Annotated in this window: 12 protein-coding genes and 1 pseudogene; 5 read left to right on the top strand and 8 right to left on the bottom strand. The window is 71.1% G+C overall.

Features of this window, described 5'->3' with window-relative positions:
- Nucleotides 1-5 precede the first annotated feature (5 nt).
- The 3 genes from ACMCNK_RS24890 to ACMCNK_RS24880 all read right to left on the bottom strand — a co-directional run bounded on the left by ACMCNK_RS24890 (nucleotide 6) and on the right by ACMCNK_RS24880 (nucleotide 3,093).
- Nucleotides 6-701, bottom strand: a complete 696-nt coding sequence (locus tag ACMCNK_RS24890) for a demethylmenaquinone methyltransferase (RefSeq protein ID WP_412738788.1) — start codon at nucleotides 699-701, stop codon at nucleotides 6-8.
- Between the two features lie 356 nt (nucleotides 702-1,057).
- Nucleotides 1,058-2,296 (bottom strand): cyclic dehypoxanthinyl futalosine synthase, encoded by a 1,239-nt coding sequence (mqnC, locus tag ACMCNK_RS24885; RefSeq protein ID WP_412738787.1) that lies wholly within the window; start codon nucleotides 2,294-2,296, stop codon nucleotides 1,058-1,060.
- Between the two features lie 32 nt (nucleotides 2,297-2,328).
- On the bottom strand, nucleotides 2,329-3,093 hold the full coding sequence (locus tag ACMCNK_RS24880; RefSeq protein WP_412738786.1) for a TetR/AcrR family transcriptional regulator: 765 nt from the start codon (nucleotides 3,091-3,093) through the stop codon (nucleotides 2,329-2,331).
- A 121-nt stretch (nucleotides 3,094-3,214) separates the two neighbouring features.
- Between ACMCNK_RS24880 and ACMCNK_RS24875 the strand changes: the two genes are divergently transcribed.
- Together ACMCNK_RS24875 and ACMCNK_RS24870 are read left to right on the top strand one after the other, a co-directional pair.
- Nucleotides 3,215-6,262 carry a DEAD/DEAH box helicase gene (locus ACMCNK_RS24875; protein ID WP_412738785.1) on the top strand — a complete coding sequence of 1,016 codons (3,048 nt, stop codon included), beginning with the start codon at nucleotides 3,215-3,217 and terminating at the stop codon, nucleotides 6,260-6,262.
- 1 nt (nucleotide 6,263) lies between these two features.
- Complete coding sequence (locus ACMCNK_RS24870; RefSeq protein WP_412738784.1) at nucleotides 6,264-7,121, top strand: SWIM zinc finger family protein; 858 nt, start codon at nucleotides 6,264-6,266, stop codon at nucleotides 7,119-7,121.
- Between the two features lie 190 nt (nucleotides 7,122-7,311).
- Here ACMCNK_RS24870 and ACMCNK_RS24865 read toward each other — a convergent pair whose 3' ends face one another.
- A complete protein-coding gene (locus ACMCNK_RS24865; protein WP_412738783.1) occupies nucleotides 7,312-8,910 on the bottom strand; it encodes a beta-1,3-glucanase family protein in 1,599 nt (532 codons plus the stop codon).
- Nucleotides 8,911-9,089: 179 nt separating this feature from the next.
- Between ACMCNK_RS24865 and ACMCNK_RS24860 the strand changes: the two genes are divergently transcribed.
- Nucleotides 9,090-10,034 carry an aldo/keto reductase gene (locus tag ACMCNK_RS24860; protein ID WP_412740975.1) on the top strand — a complete coding sequence of 315 codons (945 nt, stop codon included), beginning with the start codon at nucleotides 9,090-9,092 and terminating at the stop codon, nucleotides 10,032-10,034.
- Nucleotides 10,035-10,040: 6 nt separating this feature from the next.
- Here ACMCNK_RS24860 and ACMCNK_RS24855 read toward each other — a convergent pair whose 3' ends face one another.
- The 3 genes from ACMCNK_RS24855 to ACMCNK_RS24845 form a co-directional block, all read right to left on the bottom strand.
- Entirely contained in the window at nucleotides 10,041-12,419 is a 2,379-nt protein-coding gene (locus tag ACMCNK_RS24855; protein ID WP_412738782.1) for a hypothetical protein, read from the bottom strand.
- A 49-nt stretch (nucleotides 12,420-12,468) separates the two neighbouring features.
- Nucleotides 12,469-13,413, bottom strand: coding sequence for a glycosyltransferase family 2 protein (locus ACMCNK_RS24850; protein WP_412738781.1), 945 nt, complete (start codon nucleotides 13,411-13,413; stop codon nucleotides 12,469-12,471).
- A 464-nt stretch (nucleotides 13,414-13,877) separates the two neighbouring features.
- Nucleotides 13,878-14,723, bottom strand: coding sequence for a menaquinone biosynthetic enzyme MqnA/MqnD family protein (locus ACMCNK_RS24845; RefSeq protein WP_412738780.1), 846 nt, complete (start codon nucleotides 14,721-14,723; stop codon nucleotides 13,878-13,880).
- 243 nt (nucleotides 14,724-14,966) lie between these two features.
- Here ACMCNK_RS24845 and ACMCNK_RS24840 point away from each other — a divergent pair, with 243 nt between their 5' ends.
- Together ACMCNK_RS24840 and ACMCNK_RS24835 are read left to right on the top strand one after the other, a co-directional pair.
- Nucleotides 14,967-16,979, top strand: a complete 2,013-nt coding sequence (locus tag ACMCNK_RS24840; RefSeq protein WP_412738779.1) for a HelD family protein — start codon at nucleotides 14,967-14,969, stop codon at nucleotides 16,977-16,979.
- 142 nt (nucleotides 16,980-17,121) lie between these two features.
- Entirely contained in the window at nucleotides 17,122-17,886 is a 765-nt protein-coding gene (locus ACMCNK_RS24835; protein ID WP_412738778.1) for a VOC family protein, read from the top strand.
- A gap of 26 nt (nucleotides 17,887-17,912) precedes the next feature.
- Here ACMCNK_RS24835 and ACMCNK_RS24830 read toward each other — a convergent pair.
- Nucleotides 17,913-19,223 (bottom strand): annotated as a pseudogene (locus ACMCNK_RS24830) (M14 family metallopeptidase); the annotation flags it as partial.
- Nucleotides 19,224-19,337: the final 114 nt, after the last annotated feature.

Raw genomic sequence — 19,337 nt, 5'->3', positions numbered from 1 at the left:
GGTCGTCAGATCCGGGTCGCGCGGTGCAGGGCGACGATCCCCCCGGTCAGGTTGCGCCAGCCGACCCGCGTCCACAGCCCGGCCTCCGCGATGCGCCCGGCCAGCCCCTGCTGGTCCGGCCAGGCGCGGATCGATTCGGCCAGATACACGTACGCGTCCGGGTTGCTCGACACGGCCCGGGCCACCTTGGGCAGGCTGCGCATCAGATACGACAGGTACGCGGTGCGGAACGCCGGATTGGTCGGGTGGCTGAATTCGCACACCACCAGGCGCCCACCCGGACGGGTGACCCGGGCCAGCTCCCGAAGCGCCCCGACCGTGTCCACCACATTGCGCAGCGCGAAGGAGATCGTCACCGCATCAAACACACCGTCCGGGAACGGCAGCGCCAGCGCGTCCCCCGCCACCAGCGGCACCTGCGGGCGGCTGCGGTGCCCGGCCGCGAGCATGCCCACCGACAGGTCCGCGCCCACCGCGTACGCCCCGGAGCGCGCCATCTCCTCGGTGGACACTCCGGTGCCGGCGCCGACGTCCAGCACCCGTTCCCCCGGCCGCAGGCCCAGCGCCGCCCGGGTCGCCCGGCGCCACCCGCGGTCCTGGCCGAACGACAGGATCGTGTTGGTCAGGTCGTACCGCTCCGCGACGCCGTCGAACATTTCGGCGACCTCGTGCGGCTGCTTATCCAGATCTGCGCGCGTCACGCTTGCCCACTCTGCCACCCGCCGAACACAGCACGGGCGGGATGGTGACCCATCCCGCCCGTGCCTGGTGCGTTATATATACGACCGCCATCGGTCGGGTCCGACCCCGCCGCCGGCGGTCAGAGGCCGTGGCGACGTTCAGTGTTGCGGTGTTACGCAGGCACCGTAACTAGGGGGTACGCAAGGGAACAGTCGGACGACGCCCTTGTTACCGAGGAGCAATCCGGTCCCGTGCGGACCGCCGACCAGCACCTGCCCGAACGGCCGACCCGTGCCGCCGGAAGGGGGAAATCGACGGGGACCCATGGGGGACAGGCGTCCGCGCGAGCCTGCTCCGCGTCGCGGCGGCCGCGCGGTCAGCTCGCGTCGACCAGAGGCAGGTTGCGCCGCGCCCCGCCACCGGGCAGTGCGATCGAGGAGAAGTGGGAGACCACCCGCTCATCGGTGGGGTCCTCGGCGGGGGTGCGGTGCACCGCGAGGTGCCGGTAGAGCGTGTCACGCTGGGCCGGAACGCGGTCCGCCGTCCGGATCATCGAGATCAGTTCGTGCAGGTTGGACCGGTGCCGGGCGCCCGCCGAGGAGATGACGTTCTCCTCCAGCATGATCGAACCCAGGTCGTCGACGCCCATGTGCAGCGCGAGCTGGCCGACGTCCTTGCCCGTGGTCAGCCATGACGCCTGCAGGTGCGCCACGTTGTCGAAGAACAGCCGGGACACCGCGATGAACCGCAGGTACTCCAGGGTGGTGGCCTGCGTGCGGCCCTTGAGGTGGTTGTTCTCCGGCTGGTACGTCCACGGGATGAAGGCCCGGAACCCGCCGACCTCGTGGGACGCCTCGACCGGCGCGTCGACGTACCCGTTGGCCACGGCGTGGTCCTGCACCTCCCGGATCATCCGGATGTGCTCGATGCGCTCGGCGTTGGTCTCACCCGTGCCCATCATCATGGTGGCCGTGGAGCTCAGGCCGTTGCGGTGGGCGACCGTCATGACCTCCAGCCAGCGCGCACCGGACTCCTTGAGCGGGGCGATCGCCTTGCGGGGACGGTCCGGCAGCATCTCGGCGCCGGCACCCGCGATCGAGTCCAGGCCCGCGGCCTTGATCCGGACCACTGCCTCCTCGATGGAGACGCCGGAGACCTTGGCCATGTGCAGGATCTCGCTGGGGCCGATGGAGTGGATCGCGAGCTGCGGATACGCCCGCTTCACCGAGGAGAACAACTCCTCGTAGTACTCGACCCCGTAGTCGGGGTGGTGCCCGCCCTGCAGCATCACCTGGGTGGCGCCGAGCTCGACCGCCTCGCCGCAGCGCCGCAGGATCTCCTCCATCGGGTGCGACCAGCCCTCAGCGTGTTTCGGCGCCCGGTAGAAGGCACAGAACTTGCAGGCCGTGACGCACACGTTGGTGTAGTTGATGTTGCGATCGATCAGGTAGGTGACGATGCCGTCGGGGAAACGCCGACGGCGGACCGCGTCGGCCGCCTCGCCCAGCGCGTGCAGGGGCGCCTCGGTGTAGAGCAGCAGCGCCTCCTCGGGGGTGATCCGCCCGCCGTCCGCGCCACGCTGCAGGATGCTGTTGATCTCCGGGTTCGCCGTCACGCCTCGAAGCGTACGTGCCCCGGGGAACAGCGTCAGCGGCACCGGTCACCGCCCCGGTTCGTGACCAGGGCGCCGAGGCCGTCGAGCACCCGCGCCAGGCCGAACGCGTACGCATGCTCCGGGTGGTAGGCGCCGTCGTGAGCGGCCCCGGCGGCCGCGCCGACCCGGGTGGCCGTGGGATACGCATGCGGGTCGAAGACCTCGGCCAGGACGGGACCGCTCTCCGCCCACCACTGCTGGTCGGTGCGGGAGGTGCGCTCGGCGGCCGCGCGGGCGTCCGCCGCGGCGCGCGCCGAGCCCTGCACGAAGCCGAGCAGGTAGGTGAGGGCGGCGTCGGTCTCCACGTCGTCCAGCCCGGTGTCGGCGAACGCGCACAGCTCGTGCTCGTACTTCGCCATCAGGCCCGGACCCAGTGGCGGGCGGCTGGCGGGCAGCCCGGCCGCCCAGGGGTGCTGATCGTAGAGTGCCCGATTCTCCTCGGCGACCGCGGCGAGCCGCTCGCGCCAGGGCCGGCCGGTCGTGTCGGGCCGCTCCATGCGCAGGTAGAGCCGGTCGAGCATGAGATCGAGCAGGGCCGCCTTGTCCGGCACGTACGTGTACAGCGTCATCGGCACGACGCCCAACTCCTGCGCCACCCGGCGCATGGACACCGCATCCAGCCCCTCCGCGTCGGCGACCGCGACCGCGGCGTCCACCACCCGGGTGACGCTGAGCCCTTGACGCCGGCCGCGACGCCCGGCGGGCGGATCGCGGTCACCGAACCAGAGCAGATCGATCGTCACGCGCGGATCGGCCATCGGGTGGCGCTCCTTTCTTGTACGCCGTATTCTATACGCCGTACGGAGTTGGTGTCACGCCCCGGCTCCGCGTCCCACCGGGTCGTTAGTCTCGGTGGGTCTCATCGAGAGCGGAGGCGGTGTGCTGCTCGTTCACGGCGCATGGGTGACCGGTGCCTCCGGCGGGCTCGCCGTGTGGGGCGAGGACCCGGCGCCCGCCGCCGCGCCGCGCACCCGCGCCCGGGTGAATCCCTTCGCGGTGCCCGCGGAGGTCCTGCGCACCACACTCCTGGGCGGCGACCCGCCGGGCTCCACCGGCGACGGCGACCTGCGGGACGCCCTGGCCAAGGCCGCCGACACCGAGCTGACCCTGCACCTCCCCGGCACGGCCCGCGCCCCCCAGCCGTCACCGGAGACCGGTGCCGAGCGGTCCCGGCGCGGTCTGCGGCTCGGCCCCTGGCCGACACCCGCGGTGCTGTTGCCGGCGGATGCCGCGCTCGCCGGCCTGGCGGCCCTGACCGGCCCCGACCCGGACGGGCCCTGGGCGCCCGCCAGCTCGCTGCGATATCTGAGCCTCCTCGCGGGCCACGCCTGCGACCTGGTGCGCCGCGGCCGGATGCTGCCCCAGCTGGTCACCGAGGACGGTGTCCCGGCGGCGCGGTGGCGGCCGGTGCAGACCGGAGCGGACGCGGCGATGTTCCGCGACTTCGGGGCCGCGATGCCGCCGGTCTGCCGGGCGGCGCAGCCAGACACCGGGACGGGCGCGACGCTGACCGCCGCGCTCGACGCGCTGGTCGATGCCGCCGCCCGCGCCCTGCTGCCGGAGCGCCTGTTGCTGGGCCACCGCCCGGGTGCCCGGGCGCCGCTGACCGACCGGTGGGCGGTCGCGCTCACCGCGGCCGACCCCGCATTGCCCGGCGCGAGCGGCACCGAAACGACCGCTCTGAGCCGGGCGCTGACCGCGTGGCTGCGCGCGGCACACGACGCCAACGGCCCGATCCGGATCAGCTTCCGGCTGGTCGAGCCGCTGCCGGGCGAGGACGGCTGGCGGCTGGAGTTCGCACTGCAGTCCGCCGAGGACCCGAGCCTCTACCTGCCCGCGCAGGAGCTGTGGGACGGCGTCCGGCCGCCGGGTCTGCCGCCCCGCCCGGACGAGACCCTGCTCACCGGCCTGGGGCGAGCAGTCCGGCTCTTCCCCGCGCTGCACGAGGCCCTGCTCACGCCGCGGCCCGACGCGATGGCGCTGGACACCGCGGGCGCCCACGACTTCCTGCGACAGGCCGCGCCGCTGCTGCAGGCGGCGGGGTTCGGCGTGCAGCTTCCGGCGTGGGCGGGGCGCAAGGCGATCGGGCTGAAGCTCACCACCCGCAGCCGCAGCCGGGGCCCCGCCCACAAGGCGGCGGCCGACTCCGGGTTCGGCCTCGACCAGCTCGTCGACTTCCGGCTCGATCTGGTCGTGGGCGACGCGACGGTCGACACCGCGGAGCTGGCCGAGCTCGCCCGCCTCAAGGTGCCGCTCGTGCGGGTCCGCGGGCAGTGGGTCGAGCTGGACGAGCGCCAGTTGCGAGCGGCGCTGAAGGCGGTGTCCGGGCGCCGCGCGGGCGAGCTCACCGCCGGGGAGGTGCTTCAGCAGGTCGTCGACGGCGGCGACGAGGAACTGCCGCTGGTGGAGGTGGACGCCGACGGCGTCCTGGGCGACCTGCTGTCCGGCCGGGCCGCGGAGCGGCTTTCGCCCGTGCCGACGCCGCCCGGCTTCCAGGGGCAGCTCCGGCCGTACCAGGAGCGGGGGTTGTCGTGGCTGCATTTCCTGGCCCGGCTGGGGTTGGGCGGCATCCTCGCGGACGACATGGGCCTGGGCAAGACCGCGCAGACCCTCTCGCTGCTGCTCGCGGAACGCCACGCCGGGGCTGCCGTCGCGCCGACGCTGCTGGTGTGCCCGATGTCGCTGGTCAGCAACTGGCAGAAGGAGGCGGCCCGGTTCGCACCCAGCCTGCGGGTGTATGTCCACCACGGCGCCACCCGGGCCCGCGGCGACGACCTCGCCGTGGAGGTCGCCGAGGCAGACCTCGCCATCACGACGTACGGGACGGCGCTGCGCGACCTGACCGCGCTGCGGGACGTGACGTGGGGCCGGGTGGTCTGCGACGAGGCGCAGGCCATCAAGAACAGCGGAACCCGGCAGGCCCAGGCGATCCGGGCGATTCCGGCCCGTACCCGCCTCGCGCTGACCGGCACCCCGGTGGAGAATCACCTCGCCGAGCTGTGGTCCATCATGGAGTTCTGCAATCCCGGGCTGCTGGGGTCGGCGAAGCGGTTCCGGCGTCGCTTCCAGGAGCCGATCGAGGTCCGCCAGGATGCCGACGCCACCGCGGCCCTGAAGCGAGCGACCGGCCCGTTCGTGCTCCGCCGCCTCAAGACCGACAAGTCGATCATCTCCGACCTGCCGGAGAAGAACGAGATGAAGGTCTGGTGTGCCCTGACGCCCGAGCAGGCGACCCTGTATCAGGCGGTGGTCGAGGACATGATGGCGGTCATCGCCGACTCGGAGGGGATCCAGCGGCGCGGCAACGTCCTGGCCGCGATGACGAAACTCAAGCAGGTCTGCAACCACCCCGCACACATGCTCAAGGACGGTTCCCGGCTTCCCGGCCGGTCCGGGAAGCTTGCCCGCCTGGAGGAACTGGCCGGGGAGATTCTCGACGACGGCGACAAGGCATTGATCTTCACGCAGTTCGCCGAGTTCGGGGCGCTGCTGCAGCCGTACCTGGCAGCGCATCTGGACCGGCCGGTGCTGTGGCTGCACGGCGGGTTACCGAAAGCCCGCCGCGACGAGCTGGTCGAGCGGTTCCAGAGCGACCCGGAGCCGATGCTGTTCCTGCTGTCGCTCAAGGCGGCCGGCACCGGCCTCAACCTCACCGCGGCCAACCACGTCATCCACGTCGACCGCTGGTGGAACCCGGCGGTGGAGGACCAGGCGACCGACCGCGCGTTCCGGATCGGGCAGTCGCGCAACGTGCAGGTGCGCAAGTTCATCTGCACCGGCACGCTGGAGGAGAAGATCGACGCAATGATCGAGCGGAAGAAGACCCTCGCCTCCGCGGTCGTCGGCACCGGCGAGGACTGGATCACGGACCTCAGCACGGATCAGCTGCGCGAGCTGTTCGCGCTGGATCCGGTGGCGGTGGGCTGACATGCCCGTCGACGACAAGGGCCGATTCTTCGAAGCCGCCAAGCCCATACAGGTCGACGGCGGCATCGCGGTGCGCGCCAAACGCGGCGCGATCGGCGAGCGGTGGTGGTCGCGGCGCTTCGTCACGATCCTGGAGGCGATCTGTCAGGAGGGCCGGCTTGCCCGCGGCCGCTCGTACGCGCGCAAGGGCCAGGTCATGGACTTCACGCTCTCCCACGGGCGAGTGAATGCCCGGGTCCAAGGGTCGCGCCCGGAGCCGTACGAGGTGACGATCTCGATCCCGGCGTACGGCGACGCGGAATGGAGCCGCATCGAAGCCGAGCTGGCATCCCGGGCGCTGTACCGTGCCGCACTGCTCGCCGGCGAGATGCCGCACGAGATCGTCGACGTCTTCGCCGAACTGGACCTGCCGCTGTTCCCGCCCGCCCTGGATCTGCGCTGCTCGTGCCCCGACTGGGCAGTCCCGTGCAAGCACGCCTCCGCGGTGCTGTACGTGCTCGCCGAGGCGTTCGACGACGACCCGTTCCTGGTGCTGGCGTGGCGCGGCCGCGACCGGGATGCCCTGCTCGACGCGCTGCGCGGCATGCCCGAGACTCAGGCGCCGCCCGATCCGCTGACGATCGAGGACGAGCCACTGGAGTCGCGACTGGCCGACTTCTACTCCCCCGGCATCTCGCTGAGCCGGCTGCGCGAGCGCCCCGCCCGGGTGCACGCGCCGCCCGAGTTGTTGCTGCGCGCGCTGGACCCACCACCGCTGCGCGTGCGTCACATCCCACTGATAGACCTGCTCCGCCCGGCCTACCGCGGTCTGGCGTCGACCTCACCCCCGGGCGAGGACCCCACGGGCGAAAAGCCTTGATCGCCATACGAGGACCGGACCACGCGAAACGCTGAGCACCACGCGAGGACCAGTCCCACGAGCGTCGAGCGTCGCGGGGGACCAATACACGCGAACCGCGAGCACCACGCGAGGGCCGAAGCACGCGAAACGCGAGCATCGCGGGCGCCGTCCGGGGACGGGCCCGCGATGGTGTGCACGGTGACGTGGTTCAGCTCTGGTGCCAGCGCTGGTTGGACGATCCGGCGCAGTCCCAGATCTGCACGTTGGCCCCGTCGTTGCCGTTCCAGTCCTTGATGTCGAGGCACCTGTTGGCCTGCGGGTTGACCAGGTCACCGGCGGCCGTGAGCACGAACTGCTGGGCCGCGTTGCTGCTGCAGTTGGCAATCTGGATCAGGGTGCCGTTCGCCGTGCCGCCGCCCGAGACGTCCAGGCACTTGCCGTTCTGGCTCTCCAGCCGACCGCCGTTGAGCGACCACTTCTGGGCGTTGGTGTTGTTGCACGTGTACATCTGCACCTGCACGCCGTCGGAGAAGTTGGAGCCGGGCACGTCGATGCACTTGCCGTTCCAGTCGCTCACGAGACTCGTCCCGGACGGGGCCGGTGCGCCGCCGCCCGCCCCGAACGGCGTCAACGTGATCCCCGCCGAGCGCGGATCGCCGTCGTTCACGAGGGATTCGAAGTTGCCCACGTCGTCGAACGGGAACGCGTACGCCTTCCCGTCGGCCATGTTCGCGTGAATGATGCGCGCGTACTGATTGGTCGGGTTGTTCTTGTAGAAGTCGGACGCGTTCGTGCTGGGCTGGGTGTCGATCGTGCCGAGGGTGCCGCGGTTCAGCGCCGCGCACAGGGTGCGCGAGATGGGCCCGACGACCAGGTCGTTGGGGGCGGGCAGGTCACCGGCGCAGCCCCACACGCTGGCGCTGCTGGGCCGGTTGAACGACGCCACCTGCTGGCCTGCCGTGTTGGTGAAGTTCATGACGGTGCCCGAGGTGCGGCCGAAGTACTTCGTGTTCGGCTGGTCAGCGAACGGCACGACGGTCAACGTCTTGCCCGTGTACGCGTTCCACGCCGAGGCGATGTAGGAGTCCAGGTAGGTCGCGCTGAGCAGGCCCGCCCCCGCTGCCTTGCCGGGGGCGAGGACCCGCAGCACCGTGCCGTCGGAGCGGGTGTAGACGGAGTTGCCCCAGCCGGACTGCGCCTTGATCGAGGCGATCACGTTGTTGCGTCCGTTGTCGACCAGTGCGCCGGTACGCCGCGTGACGCTGCTGCTGCCGGTCACGGACACCGCGTGGGGTATCGCGAACATGTCGACCTGTGAGCTGTTCAGCCACAGCCCGGCGTCGTTGTACGTGAACTCGCTCCAGTCGAAAAGGATGTTCTGGTTGGGGTCGCCTGCCGCCCACGGTGCCGGTTGCACGAGGCCGTCCGGGGTGAGGAAGAACTTCAGCTTCTCACCCAGGGAGAAGTAGACGCGGCCGGAGAAGCCCCGGGGGAACTGGATCGTCGTGGCACCCCCGTTGCCGGGGCCGGCGATCGCCACGTCCGGGGCGGGTGACGGCGGGATCTGCCCGGCGGGCCACGGCGTGAACGCTCCGGCACGGTTCACGTACCCGAGTTTGCTGGTGCTCAGGTTGATGCCGAGGACGTACAGAAAGACCGCGTCGCCGCGGCCGGTGTTGTTCGTGACCGTGACCGGCAGCAGTGCCGGGCCGACGGCCTCGGCCGGGGACGGCGTGATCGCCGCGACGGCGGGCACGGTCACCGCGAACGCGGCAAGGGCGTGCAGGAGCCTTCTTCGGGTGTGCACGGGGGACTCCTCGGGGGGTGGGGATGGGGGAACGCTGCGCTGGGGGAGAGCGCTCTCATAGCATCTGAATTATTAACATCGTGTGTCAATAGAGAACTGCTGATGTATTTTTGAGTCGCCTCCCACGGAGATCCACATCGGCGACGGCATAGGCTCAGGCCATGAGCGACACGAACGACATGACCTACCGCAGGCTCGGCGGTTCCGGCCTCGTGGTGTCCGTGGTCGGCGTCGGCTGCAACAACTTCGGCCGCAAACTGGACGTCGACGGCACGCGGGAGGTCGTCGACGCGGCGATCGACGCCGGGATCACGCTGTTCGACACTGCCGACATCTACGGCACCCCGCACGGCAGCTCCGAGGAATGCCTCGGCGCCGCGCTCAAGGGCCGTCGCGACGAGGTCGTCATCGCCACGAAGTTCGGCATGGACATGGAGGGCCTCAACGGTGCGGACCGGGGCGTACGCGGCTCCCGGTCGTACATCGTGCGGGCCGTGGAGTCGTCCCTGCGCCGGCTCGGGACCGACTACATCGACCTCTACCAGCTCCACACGCCGGACGAGGGCACCCCGATCGAGGAGACGCTGTCCGCATTGGACGACCTGGTCAAGTCGGGCAAGGTGCGCTACATCGGCAACTCGAACTTCCACGGCTGGCAGATCGCGGACGCGGACTGGACCGCACGCACGTCCGGGCTGAGCCGGTTCATCAGCGCGCAGAACCAGTACAGCCTGCTGCACCGCGACTCGGAGGTCGAGATCGCGCACGCGTGCGAGAAGTACGGACTGGGCCTGCTCCCGTTCTTCCCGCTCGACAGCGGCCTGCTCAGCGGCAAGTACCGGCGCGGCGAACCGGCGCCCGTGGGCACCCGGCTCTCCCTGCCGCGTTACCGGAGCTGGATCGAAGGGGCGCCGTGGGACCTCATCGAGTCGCTGGAGGCGTTCGGGCGCGAGCGCGGGCACAGCCTGCTCGACGTCGCGATCGCGGGCCTGGCGTCCCGCCCCGCGGTGACCAGCGTGATCGCCGGAGCAACGACGGCGGAACAGGTCCGCGCCAACGCGTCCGCGGGCGCGTGGCGGCTCACCCCCGTGGACGTCGCGGCCCTCGACAAGCTGCTGACCTGACCCGGCTCAGGACGCGGGGGTGACCTCGTAGATCGTGATGTCGCCGGCGTGGAACCGCGGCGTCGCGTACCGGCCCAGGTCGGGGCTCGCGGTCACGTGGCGGTTCTTGATGATCTCGATGGGCGACTGCGTCTTGCGGACCGCGACCAGCCACCGTACGTGGTGCGCCCGGGTGAAGTCGGCCACGTTCGCCGCGGTCGGCTGGTAGAACATCGCGTCGTTGGCGGCCAGCAGCGGCTGGTCCCAGAACACGCTGCGGGCCAGCGTGCCGTCCCACAGGCCACCGGTCTCGAACGCCTGCTCGGTGTAGCTCCAGCCCTCGACGACGACCTGCCGCTCCGAGTACGCCGCAAGCCAGAAGTCCCGGCTGTCGCAGCCACCGACGTTGCTCCGGCAATGACTGTTGGTCGCCACCACGTCCAGCGGATCGGAGTGGTCACGCAGCCAGCGTCCCGCCTTGATCGCGCCGCGCGGCATGGCGTACCGGGCGTCGGTGACGAGCATCTTGCGCTGCGGCTCGCCCGAGGTCAGCCCGTCCCACAGCGGCGTTGCCCCCACGAGCCCGGTGGTCACCGCGGTCGCCAGCACCATGATGACCGCGGTGCCGAGGGCGTACCTTCGGCCCAGGCGCATCCGCCAGGCCACGACTGTCGCCGCCGCGACAGCGACCGCGACCAGGCCGGCGAGCAGCACGTACGGCTGCATCGCGTGCCACAACGACCACCCGCCGTACTGCGCTGCGGGTGCGTCGCGCCCGACCGTCTGCTGCACGACGATCAACGCGGCCGCGGTCACCACCGAACCGGCAGCCGTCAGCACGACGAATCGGCGGGGCACGGCACGGGCGGCCGGGATCAGCGCGGCCAGCCCGACCGCCGACAGGATCGCCAGGTACGGACTGGCCGAACGGGCGAAGTAGGTCTGACTCAGCCCAGGGTGCGCGACGATCCACAGACCGCCGGCACCGGACGCGGCGAAGCCGAGCATCACGTGGACGACCGGGTTCATCCGCCACTCCCGCCGCAGCAGGCCGGCCATGCCGACCCAGCTGAACGCCATCGCGACGATCGCCGCCGCGGTGAGCACGAGGATCGGCGTCCACTGGTCGACCGGGTTCTGCCGGCCCATGACCGCCTGGCCCAGCCGGGTCCATTTGACCGTCTGCAGCGGGTAGATCTGCGCGCCCTGTGAGCCCGAGCCGTACAGCACGAACTGGGCGAACGCGAACCAGAACAGGGTGATCCCCAGCGCTACCAGTTCGGCGCCGACCGAGCGCCGCACGATCAGGCGCAGCGCCACCGCGAGCAGCAGCCCGCACAGGACCATCGGGATGAACGTCGCCTTGGCCCCGGCGACCGCGCCGAGCAGGAACGCGAGGAGGATCCACGGGGCCGGGTGGCGGCGCTGCGGGCCTTCGGAGCGCAGAATGCCGGCGAGCACGTGGACCACGACGACGAAGAACAGCGCCGCGAACGTCTGGGTGGGACTCACCCAGAGGTTGTCCGTGATGGTGCCGGTGAACATCGGGTCGTCGCTCCACGCGTACGGCGAGATCGCGACGCCGGCCAGCATCAGCAGCAGGGCCAGCGCGCCGGGCCACCAACGCCGGGTGATCCGGTGCACCAGCGCGATGACGGCCAGCACGAACGCCCCGACCATCGGCAGCGGCAACAGGCGCAGGATGAGGGTCTGCGGTTCGATGCCGGTCAGCCAGCTCGCCGCCGCGCCGTGCGCGTAGACGTACCAGTGGTATTGCAGGCCGGTGCCGGTCAGCCACGGGGTGTTCAGCGGCACGTGGTGCTTGAACTCGCCGACCAGCGCGAACTGGAACGGGAAGTCCATGTTCATGGTGGACGAGAACGGCTCGACCAGCGAGTTCCACCGGAAGCTGGACATCGCGATGCTGCCGAGCACGAAGAGGTACGCGAGCGCCGCCGCCCAGGACACGCCGAGCGGGAGCGACCGGCCGCTGCCCCGCCAGTACGGTCGCAGCCGCGGCACGGCCAGGAACAGCGCGAAGGTGACGATCGGCCAGGCCAGCACCGCGGGCGGCGCGCCGAGCTGGCGCACCAGCATGTAGACCGGCAACTCGACCGCGAAGCCGATGGTCGTGCCGAAGGCCGCGTCCATCGGGAGGTACCCGGCCCGGCCGCGCACCGCGCGCCAGATCAGCGTGCCGGGCAGTGTGTTCGCCAACAAGGTGTACGCGGCGAACCGGGCCGTGTAGCCGTAACCGACCCCGTAGTACTTCAGCACGGGCACGGTCACGGCCAGGGCGAGCAGGAACGGCAGCCAGCCAAGGCGGCGCACGGCGGCGGGAGCGTCCCCGGTCGGCTCGGGCCCGGCCGGGGCCTCGAGTCGTTCGGCGACGCTGGTCGGCGTCATCAGCGGCCCGCCGGTTCGACGGACTGCGCGCCGTGGATGCTGTTCCTCATCAGCGACCCGCGAGCTCGACCGACTCCACGCCGTGCGAGGACTGGGAGTCGTCGGTGTCGAAGGCGACCAGGAACTGCGGGCGGTTCTGGGCGGCAGCGTAGAGGCGCCCGACGTACTCGCCGAGCAGGCCCAGGCAGATCAGCTGGATGCCGCCGAGCAGCAGCACCGCGACGTACAGCGACGTCCAGCCCGGCACGACCGCGCCGAACCCCCAGGCGATCAGGCCGCCGACGATCAGCAGGACGCAGAGTACGAAGCTCAGCAGCCCCAGCCAGGTGGCGATCTTCAGCGGCGCAGCGGAGAAGCTGGTCACGCTGTCCACCGTCAGCTTGATCATCTTGCTGAGCGGGTACTTGGTCTCGCCCGCCACCCGCTCGGCCCGCACGTACGGCACCTCGGCGCTGACGAAGCCGAGCGACGGCACGACCAGCCGGTAGACCGGACGCTGCTCGGGCAGCGCGTTGAGCACGTCGACGACCGCGCGGCTCATCAGCCGGAAGTCTCCGGCGTTGTCGCTGACCCACGGCCCGACCAGGCGACGCATCATCCAGTAGTAGGCGCCCGCGGTGTTGCGCTTGAAGGAGGTGTCGGTGCTGCGGTCGCTGCGAACGCCGTACACGACGTCGACCTTCTGCTCCCGCGCGACGGTCAGCATCTCGCCGATGACCTCGGGCGGGTCCTGCAGGTCGGCGTCGATGCTCACGACGTACTCGCCGCGGGCGCTGCGCAGGCCGGCGGCCAGCGCGGTCTGGTGACCGACGTTGCGGCGCAGCGCGACCACGCGCAGCTCCGACCAGTCGCGGCGCAGCTCGATCAGGCGGGCCACGGTCGCGTCCCGGCTGCCGTCGTCGACCGCGACGACCTCGTACGTCACACCGAGCCCGTCGAGCACCGGACGCAGCCGAGCCACGAAGTGGTCGACCGCCTCGCGTTCGTTGAACATCGGAGTGACGACCGACAGCGTTACCGATGCAAGGCTTTGCGGTAGCGGCATGGCAGTTCTCGTCCTCCGGCGACTGCACGACGGCGCCGTCCGCGTTCTCGTGAACCGGATTCGTCTACCGTCGGCCGTGCAGGCTATCCGGTTATGGCGATCTTGGCATCTCGGGCGAGTGGCCATTCTCGACCGATTTCCGGCAGCCGACCAGGGCTTATCACGGTCGGCTGAAACCACGTATACGCAACGTGTCCGGGAATCCGGAGGAAGCGCGCAAAAACCGCGGTAACCCCCGATGAGAAAATTCTCGCGGCGATTCCGGCAGACCCACCGATGGTGGCCCGCATCGTCGCCGATCGTGTTATCACCGGCACGTACCGTAACGACACACCCTTCCCCGACGAGTGCGCCCACGCTGCCGCTGACCGCGCTGCCGCCGGACGCCAACTACGCCGCGACCAGCGCCCCGCTCAAAGCTGCACGAACTCCGGCCCGTCGGTCGGCAACGCCGGGACCTCTCCGCGCCGGGCCGCCCGCGCCGCGAACTCCCGCACCCCGTCGACCTGCCGCACGCCGAGCGAGAAGTCCAGCGCCCGGAAGTACGCGGCCAGCGTCGCGGCGTCGAACGGCTCCCACCGGGCGGCCGCCCGGGCGACCTCGTCCAGTTCACCCAGGCACAGGTCACGCGAGCGCTGGAACGCCTCGTGCACGTCCTTGACCACGCCGGGGTGGGCGGCCGCGAAGTCCCGGCGCACCGCCCAGACCGCGAACACCATCGGCAGCCCGGTCCACTCGTGCCACGCCTGGCCCAGGTCGGTGACGTGCAGACCGCGCGCCGGCGCCTCGTACATCGCGCGCAGCGCCGGGTCGCCGATGAGCACCCCGGCGTCCGCCTCCAGCAGCATCTGCGACAGGTCGGGCGGGCACCGGAAGTAGTCCGGCTCGGCGCCGTACCGCTCCGCCAGCAGCATCTGCGCGAGCAGCACCCCGGTACGGGAGGTGGAACCGAGCGCGACCCTCCGGCCGCCCAGCTCCGCCAGCGGCCGGGTGGAGATGAGGTTCACCGAGAGCACCGGGCCGTCGCTGCCCACCGCGAGGTCCGGCAGCAGCAGCAGGTCATCGGCGTGGCGCAGGTACTCGACCAGGGAGATCGGCCCGATGTCCAGATCACCGGCGACCAGGGCCGCGTTGAGCCGGTCCGGGTTGTCCTTGCGCAGGTCCACGTCGAGCAGGGCACCCGAGCGCATCAGGCCCCAGTAGAGCGGGAGGCAGTTGAGGAACTGGATGTGCCCGACGCGAGGCCGCTGAACGCTCATGACGGCGACGCTATCCCCGGCCCGGACCGGCCTGCTCGCGGGTACGGCGATTCGGTCGAAGAACACGCCCGCCAGGCCCGGCGGGCCCATAATTCGGTGGAGCCGGGTAAGGGGCACGCGTACCCTGGTGGGCCGCTTGACGGCCGTGGTGAGCAAGCACCGCAGCGGACGTCCCCGCGCCGAAGGCCGGCAATCCGGCCATTCGGACACGCGAGCGATCCGGACCGGCCCTGAGGACGACCCGTGACCGCACCTGATCTCGACACCGAACTCGCCGCCGAGCGGCATCACCTCACCGAGTCCCGCGCGGCCCTGGGCCGCATGCGCGAACGCGCTCAGGCCCTGTTCGCCACGGGCGAGAACGTGGCCGGTGACGCCTACACCGCCGAAATGCTCGGCCGCACCCTGTCCAAGCGGGTCGCCGAACTGGCCGACAACCCGGACACCCCGCTGTTCTTCGGGCGCCTGGACCTCGACTCCGGCAACCACCACGTCGGACGGCGGCACGTCACGGACGACTCCGGCGAGCCGATGGTGCTGGACTGGCGGGCGCCGCTGTCCCGGGCCTTCTACCGGGCCAGCGTCCGCGACCCGCAGGGCGTCTCGACCCGGCGCCGGTTCGGCTTCGTCAAGGGCCAGCTGACCAGCTTCGAGGACGAACACCTCGACCGTGGCGAGGAACTGGGCACGAACAGCCGCATCCTGACCGCGGAGATCGAGCGCCCGCGCGTCGGCCCGATGCGCGACATCGTCGCCACCATCCAGCCCGAACAGGACGAACTGGTCCGGGCCGAGCTGGCGGACTCCATCTGCGTGCAGGGCGCGCCGGGCACCGGTAAGACCGCGGTGGGCCTGCACCGCGCCGCGTACCTGCTGTATCTGCACCGGGAACGGCTGCGCCGGTCCGGGGTGCTGATCGTGGGGCCGAACTCGGCGTTCCTGTCGTACATCTCCGCGGTGCTGCCCGCGCTCGGCGAGGTCGAGGTGGCCCAGTCGACGGTCGACGACCTCATTGCCCGGGCGCCGGTACGTGGCACGGACACCGACGCCGCCGCGCTGCTCAAGCACGACGCCCGGATGGCCGACGTGCTGCGCCGGGCGCTGTGGGGACGGATCGGCAAACCGGCCGAGCCGATCATGGTGTCGGACGGCTCGTACCGGTGGCGCATCGACCCCGAGCCGCTGCGCCGCGTGGTCGACGAGGCGCGGCGGGAGGGACTGCCCTATCTGGTCGGGCGCGAACGGGTACAGGCCCGCGTGGTCGGGCTGCTGCAACGGCAGTCCGAGTACCGCACCGGGAACTCGCCCAGCGAAGCCTGGCTGCGCCGGATGGCCAAGGTGGCACCGGTCCGGGAGTTCCTCGACCACGCCTGGCCCGAGGTCACCCCGGAAGGGCTGGTGGTCGCGCTGCTCACGGACGCCGAACTGCTCGCCCGCAGCGCCGACGGCATCCTCACCGCGGAGGAACAACAGGCACTGCTGTGGGCCAAGCCCCCGCGCACGGTCAAGTCCGCCCGGTTCAGCCCGGCCGACACCGTGCTCGTCGACGAGGCCGCCGGGCTGATGGAACGGCAGCAGAGCTTCGGGCACGTCGTGGTCGACGAGGCGCAGGACCTGTCCCCCATGCAGGCGCGGGCGATCGCCCGGCGCAGCGAGCACGGCTCGATCACGCTGCTCGGCGACCTGGCCCAGGGCACCGCGCCGTGGGCCGCCGCGGACTGGCGGGACACGCTGGCCCACCTGGGCAAGCCGGACGCCGCCGTGGTGCCGCTGACGGTCGGGTTCCGCGTACCCGCGGTCGTGGTCGCCCTGGCCAACCGGCTGCTGCCGGCGCTCGGCGTGGACGTACCCGAAGCGGTGTCGCTGCGCCGCGACGGCGACCTCGCGATCGTCGCGGTGGCCCAGCCCGGCGATCTGGACGCCGCGGTCCTGGTCGAGGTCACCGCGGCACTGGACCACGAGGGTTCGGTCGCGGTCATCGCGGCCGACGCCGCGGTCGGCCGCCTGCGCACCCACCTCACGGCCGCCGGTCTCGACGCCGCGACCCCCGACGACGTCGAGACCGGGGCGCGGGTCACGGTCGTGCCCGCCTCGGTCGTCAAGGGCCTCGAGTACGACCACGTCATCGTGGTCGAGCCGGCCGACATCGTGTCCGCCGAGCCGCGCGGCCTGCACCGGTTGTACGTGGTGCTCACCCGGGCCGTGTCCCGGCTGTCCGTGGTGCATGCGCAGCCGCTGCCGGAGGCGCTGGCCTGATTCGCGCCCGTTCCGGGACCGCGGAGTCGTCGGTGGACCTATCGACGCAGGCGGATCATCGGTTCAGGCGGAACTTCGACACTTAAGCCCGTCGAAAGGCGGCCCGGTGCGACGATGCCCGCATGCGTCAGGAGACACGGTCATGACCGCGCCGACCCACAGCGTGCCGACCTGGGTGGACCTCGGTACCGCCGACCTGGACGACGCGGTGCGCTTCTACACCTCGTTGTTCGGGTGGACCGCGCACGTGTCGCCCGATCCGGAGTCCGGCGGTTACACGATCTTCAACCTGAACGGGCTGCCCGCGGCGGGCGCCGGACCGTTGTTCGGTGAAGGCCAGCCCACGGCCTGGAGCACGTACATCGGCACGGCGGACTCGGACGCGGTCGCCGTTCGGGTTCAGGAGGCCGGCGGGCAGGTGCTGGTCGCGCCGTTCGACGTGCTCGACCAGGGCCGGATGGCGGCGTTCCTGGACCAGGCCGGGGCGCCGTTCAGCGTGTGGGAGCCGGCGATGATGCGGGGCGCCGAGGTGTTCGACCGGCCCGGCGCCCTGACCTGGAACGAGCTGACCACGCGGGACGTCGAGGGCTCGAAACGGTTCTACGGGGCGGTGTTCGGCTGGTCGGCACGCGACAGTGCGCCGGACAGCCCGCCGTACGTGGTGTGGGAGCGCGACGGCCGCACGATCGCGGGCATGCAGCCGATGTTCGGCGAATCGTGGCCCGCCGACCTGCCGCCGCACTGGATGGTGTATTTCGCGGTCGCCGACTGTGACGACTCGGCGGCCCGGGCGGCGGCACTGGGCGGTCGGGTGGTGCATCCGCCGACGAGCTTCCCGATGGGCCGGTACGCCGTACTCGACGACCCGCAGGGCGGCACGTTCGCGATCCTGGCCGCCCGTCGCTGACCGGCGGCCGGATCGCGCGGCGCTCAGCAGTACTGGGACTGCTTGCCGATCACCTTGTACGGGCAGTCCGCCACCTCGGCCAGCATCAGCGCCGCCTCCCGGTTGCGCGCGGTCTCCCGGGCGATGACGCTGCCGGGCGGGTAGAAGCCGCCCTGCGCCGAGCTGGTCGGGTACATCTCGAACGTGTACGCGAAGATCTTGTGCGCGCCCCACAGCCAGTCGAGCGAGTCACCATCCGTGATGTACAGATCGCTCGCCTGTTCCGGGGTGTAGTTGTTCGTCGCGGCCATCTGCCGCCCCAAGGTGGCGAACGTGTTGTTGTCGTCCGCGGTCATCCCGGTCCCGGTGTCGGCGGTCGTGTAGCCCAACGGCCACAGCACCAGCTCGGAGTAGGTGTGGAAGTCCAGCGCGGCCTTGATCTGCTGCTTGCCGCCGACGACCCGGCTGTTGACGAAGTCGCGGATCACCCGGGTCTCCGGCGCCGAGAACGCGGACGGGCCCCGGTACGTCTCCGAGGACGGGTTGCCCGACGAACCTCCGCAGCAGCCCCAGTGGTCGCCGTAGTTGCGGTTCAGGTCGGTGCCGATGTAGCGGGAGCCACTGTTGGGCTGCCGGTTCTTGCGCCACGACCGGTACGAGCCGGTGGCGATGTCGTACTCGGCGCCGTCCGGGTTGACCGACGGCACGATCCACAGCTCCCGGGTGTCCACGATGTTCTTGATCCGGGTGTCGCTCGCGTAGTTGTCCGCGAACAGGTGCATCAGGTAGACGGCCATCTCCACGGTGAGGTGCTCCCGCGCGTGGTGGTTCGCGTCGTACAGCACCTCGGGCTCGTTCTCGTCCGTGGCGACGTTGTCGGAGATCTTCACCGCGACGATCTGCCGGCCCTCGTACGACGTGCCGAGCACGTACTTCTTGGCGATCGACGGGTACCGGGCGACGATCGCGTCGACCTCGGCGACCATCTCGCTGTAGTTGTGGTACGCCGCGTCGCCGGGCGGGAAGTCCAGCCTGTTCGGGCCGGCGTCGGGACGGCCGTCGGCCACCGGCTTGACCGTGAACCCGAGCCCGCGCAGGGCCTGCACCTCCCCGCGGGTGGCGGTGACGGTGACGACGGCGTGCTCCACGTCGTCGATGGCGGCGCCCGTGCGCGCGATCGTGTTGCGTTGCGCGAGCGTACGGGCGTCGTACACCTCGTACTGGGCGGACTGGTCAGATGCGCCGGCGCCCGGTTCCGCGGTGACGGGGTGGGCGGCGGCGGACTGGGCCGGGGCGGCGGACGCGGTCAATGCGAGCCCGATCGCGGCGGCGGCGAGGGTGGCGACACGTCGTCTCATGAACGACCTCCGTTGGTCGGGAGGGGGACCCGTCCCGTCACTGCACCACCGGTGATCGATGATTGGCAATGAATCTGCCCGACTGCCTGTCATGCCAAAGTCCCCCTACTCCGG

Source organism: Krasilnikovia sp. MM14-A1259, assembly GCF_047159535.1.
In the GTDB taxonomy this organism is placed as follows: Bacteria; Actinomycetota; Actinomycetes; order Mycobacteriales; family Micromonosporaceae; genus Actinoplanes.
Note: the sequence above shows the minus strand (reverse complement) of the source record. Positions and strands in the feature narration are given on the sequence as shown.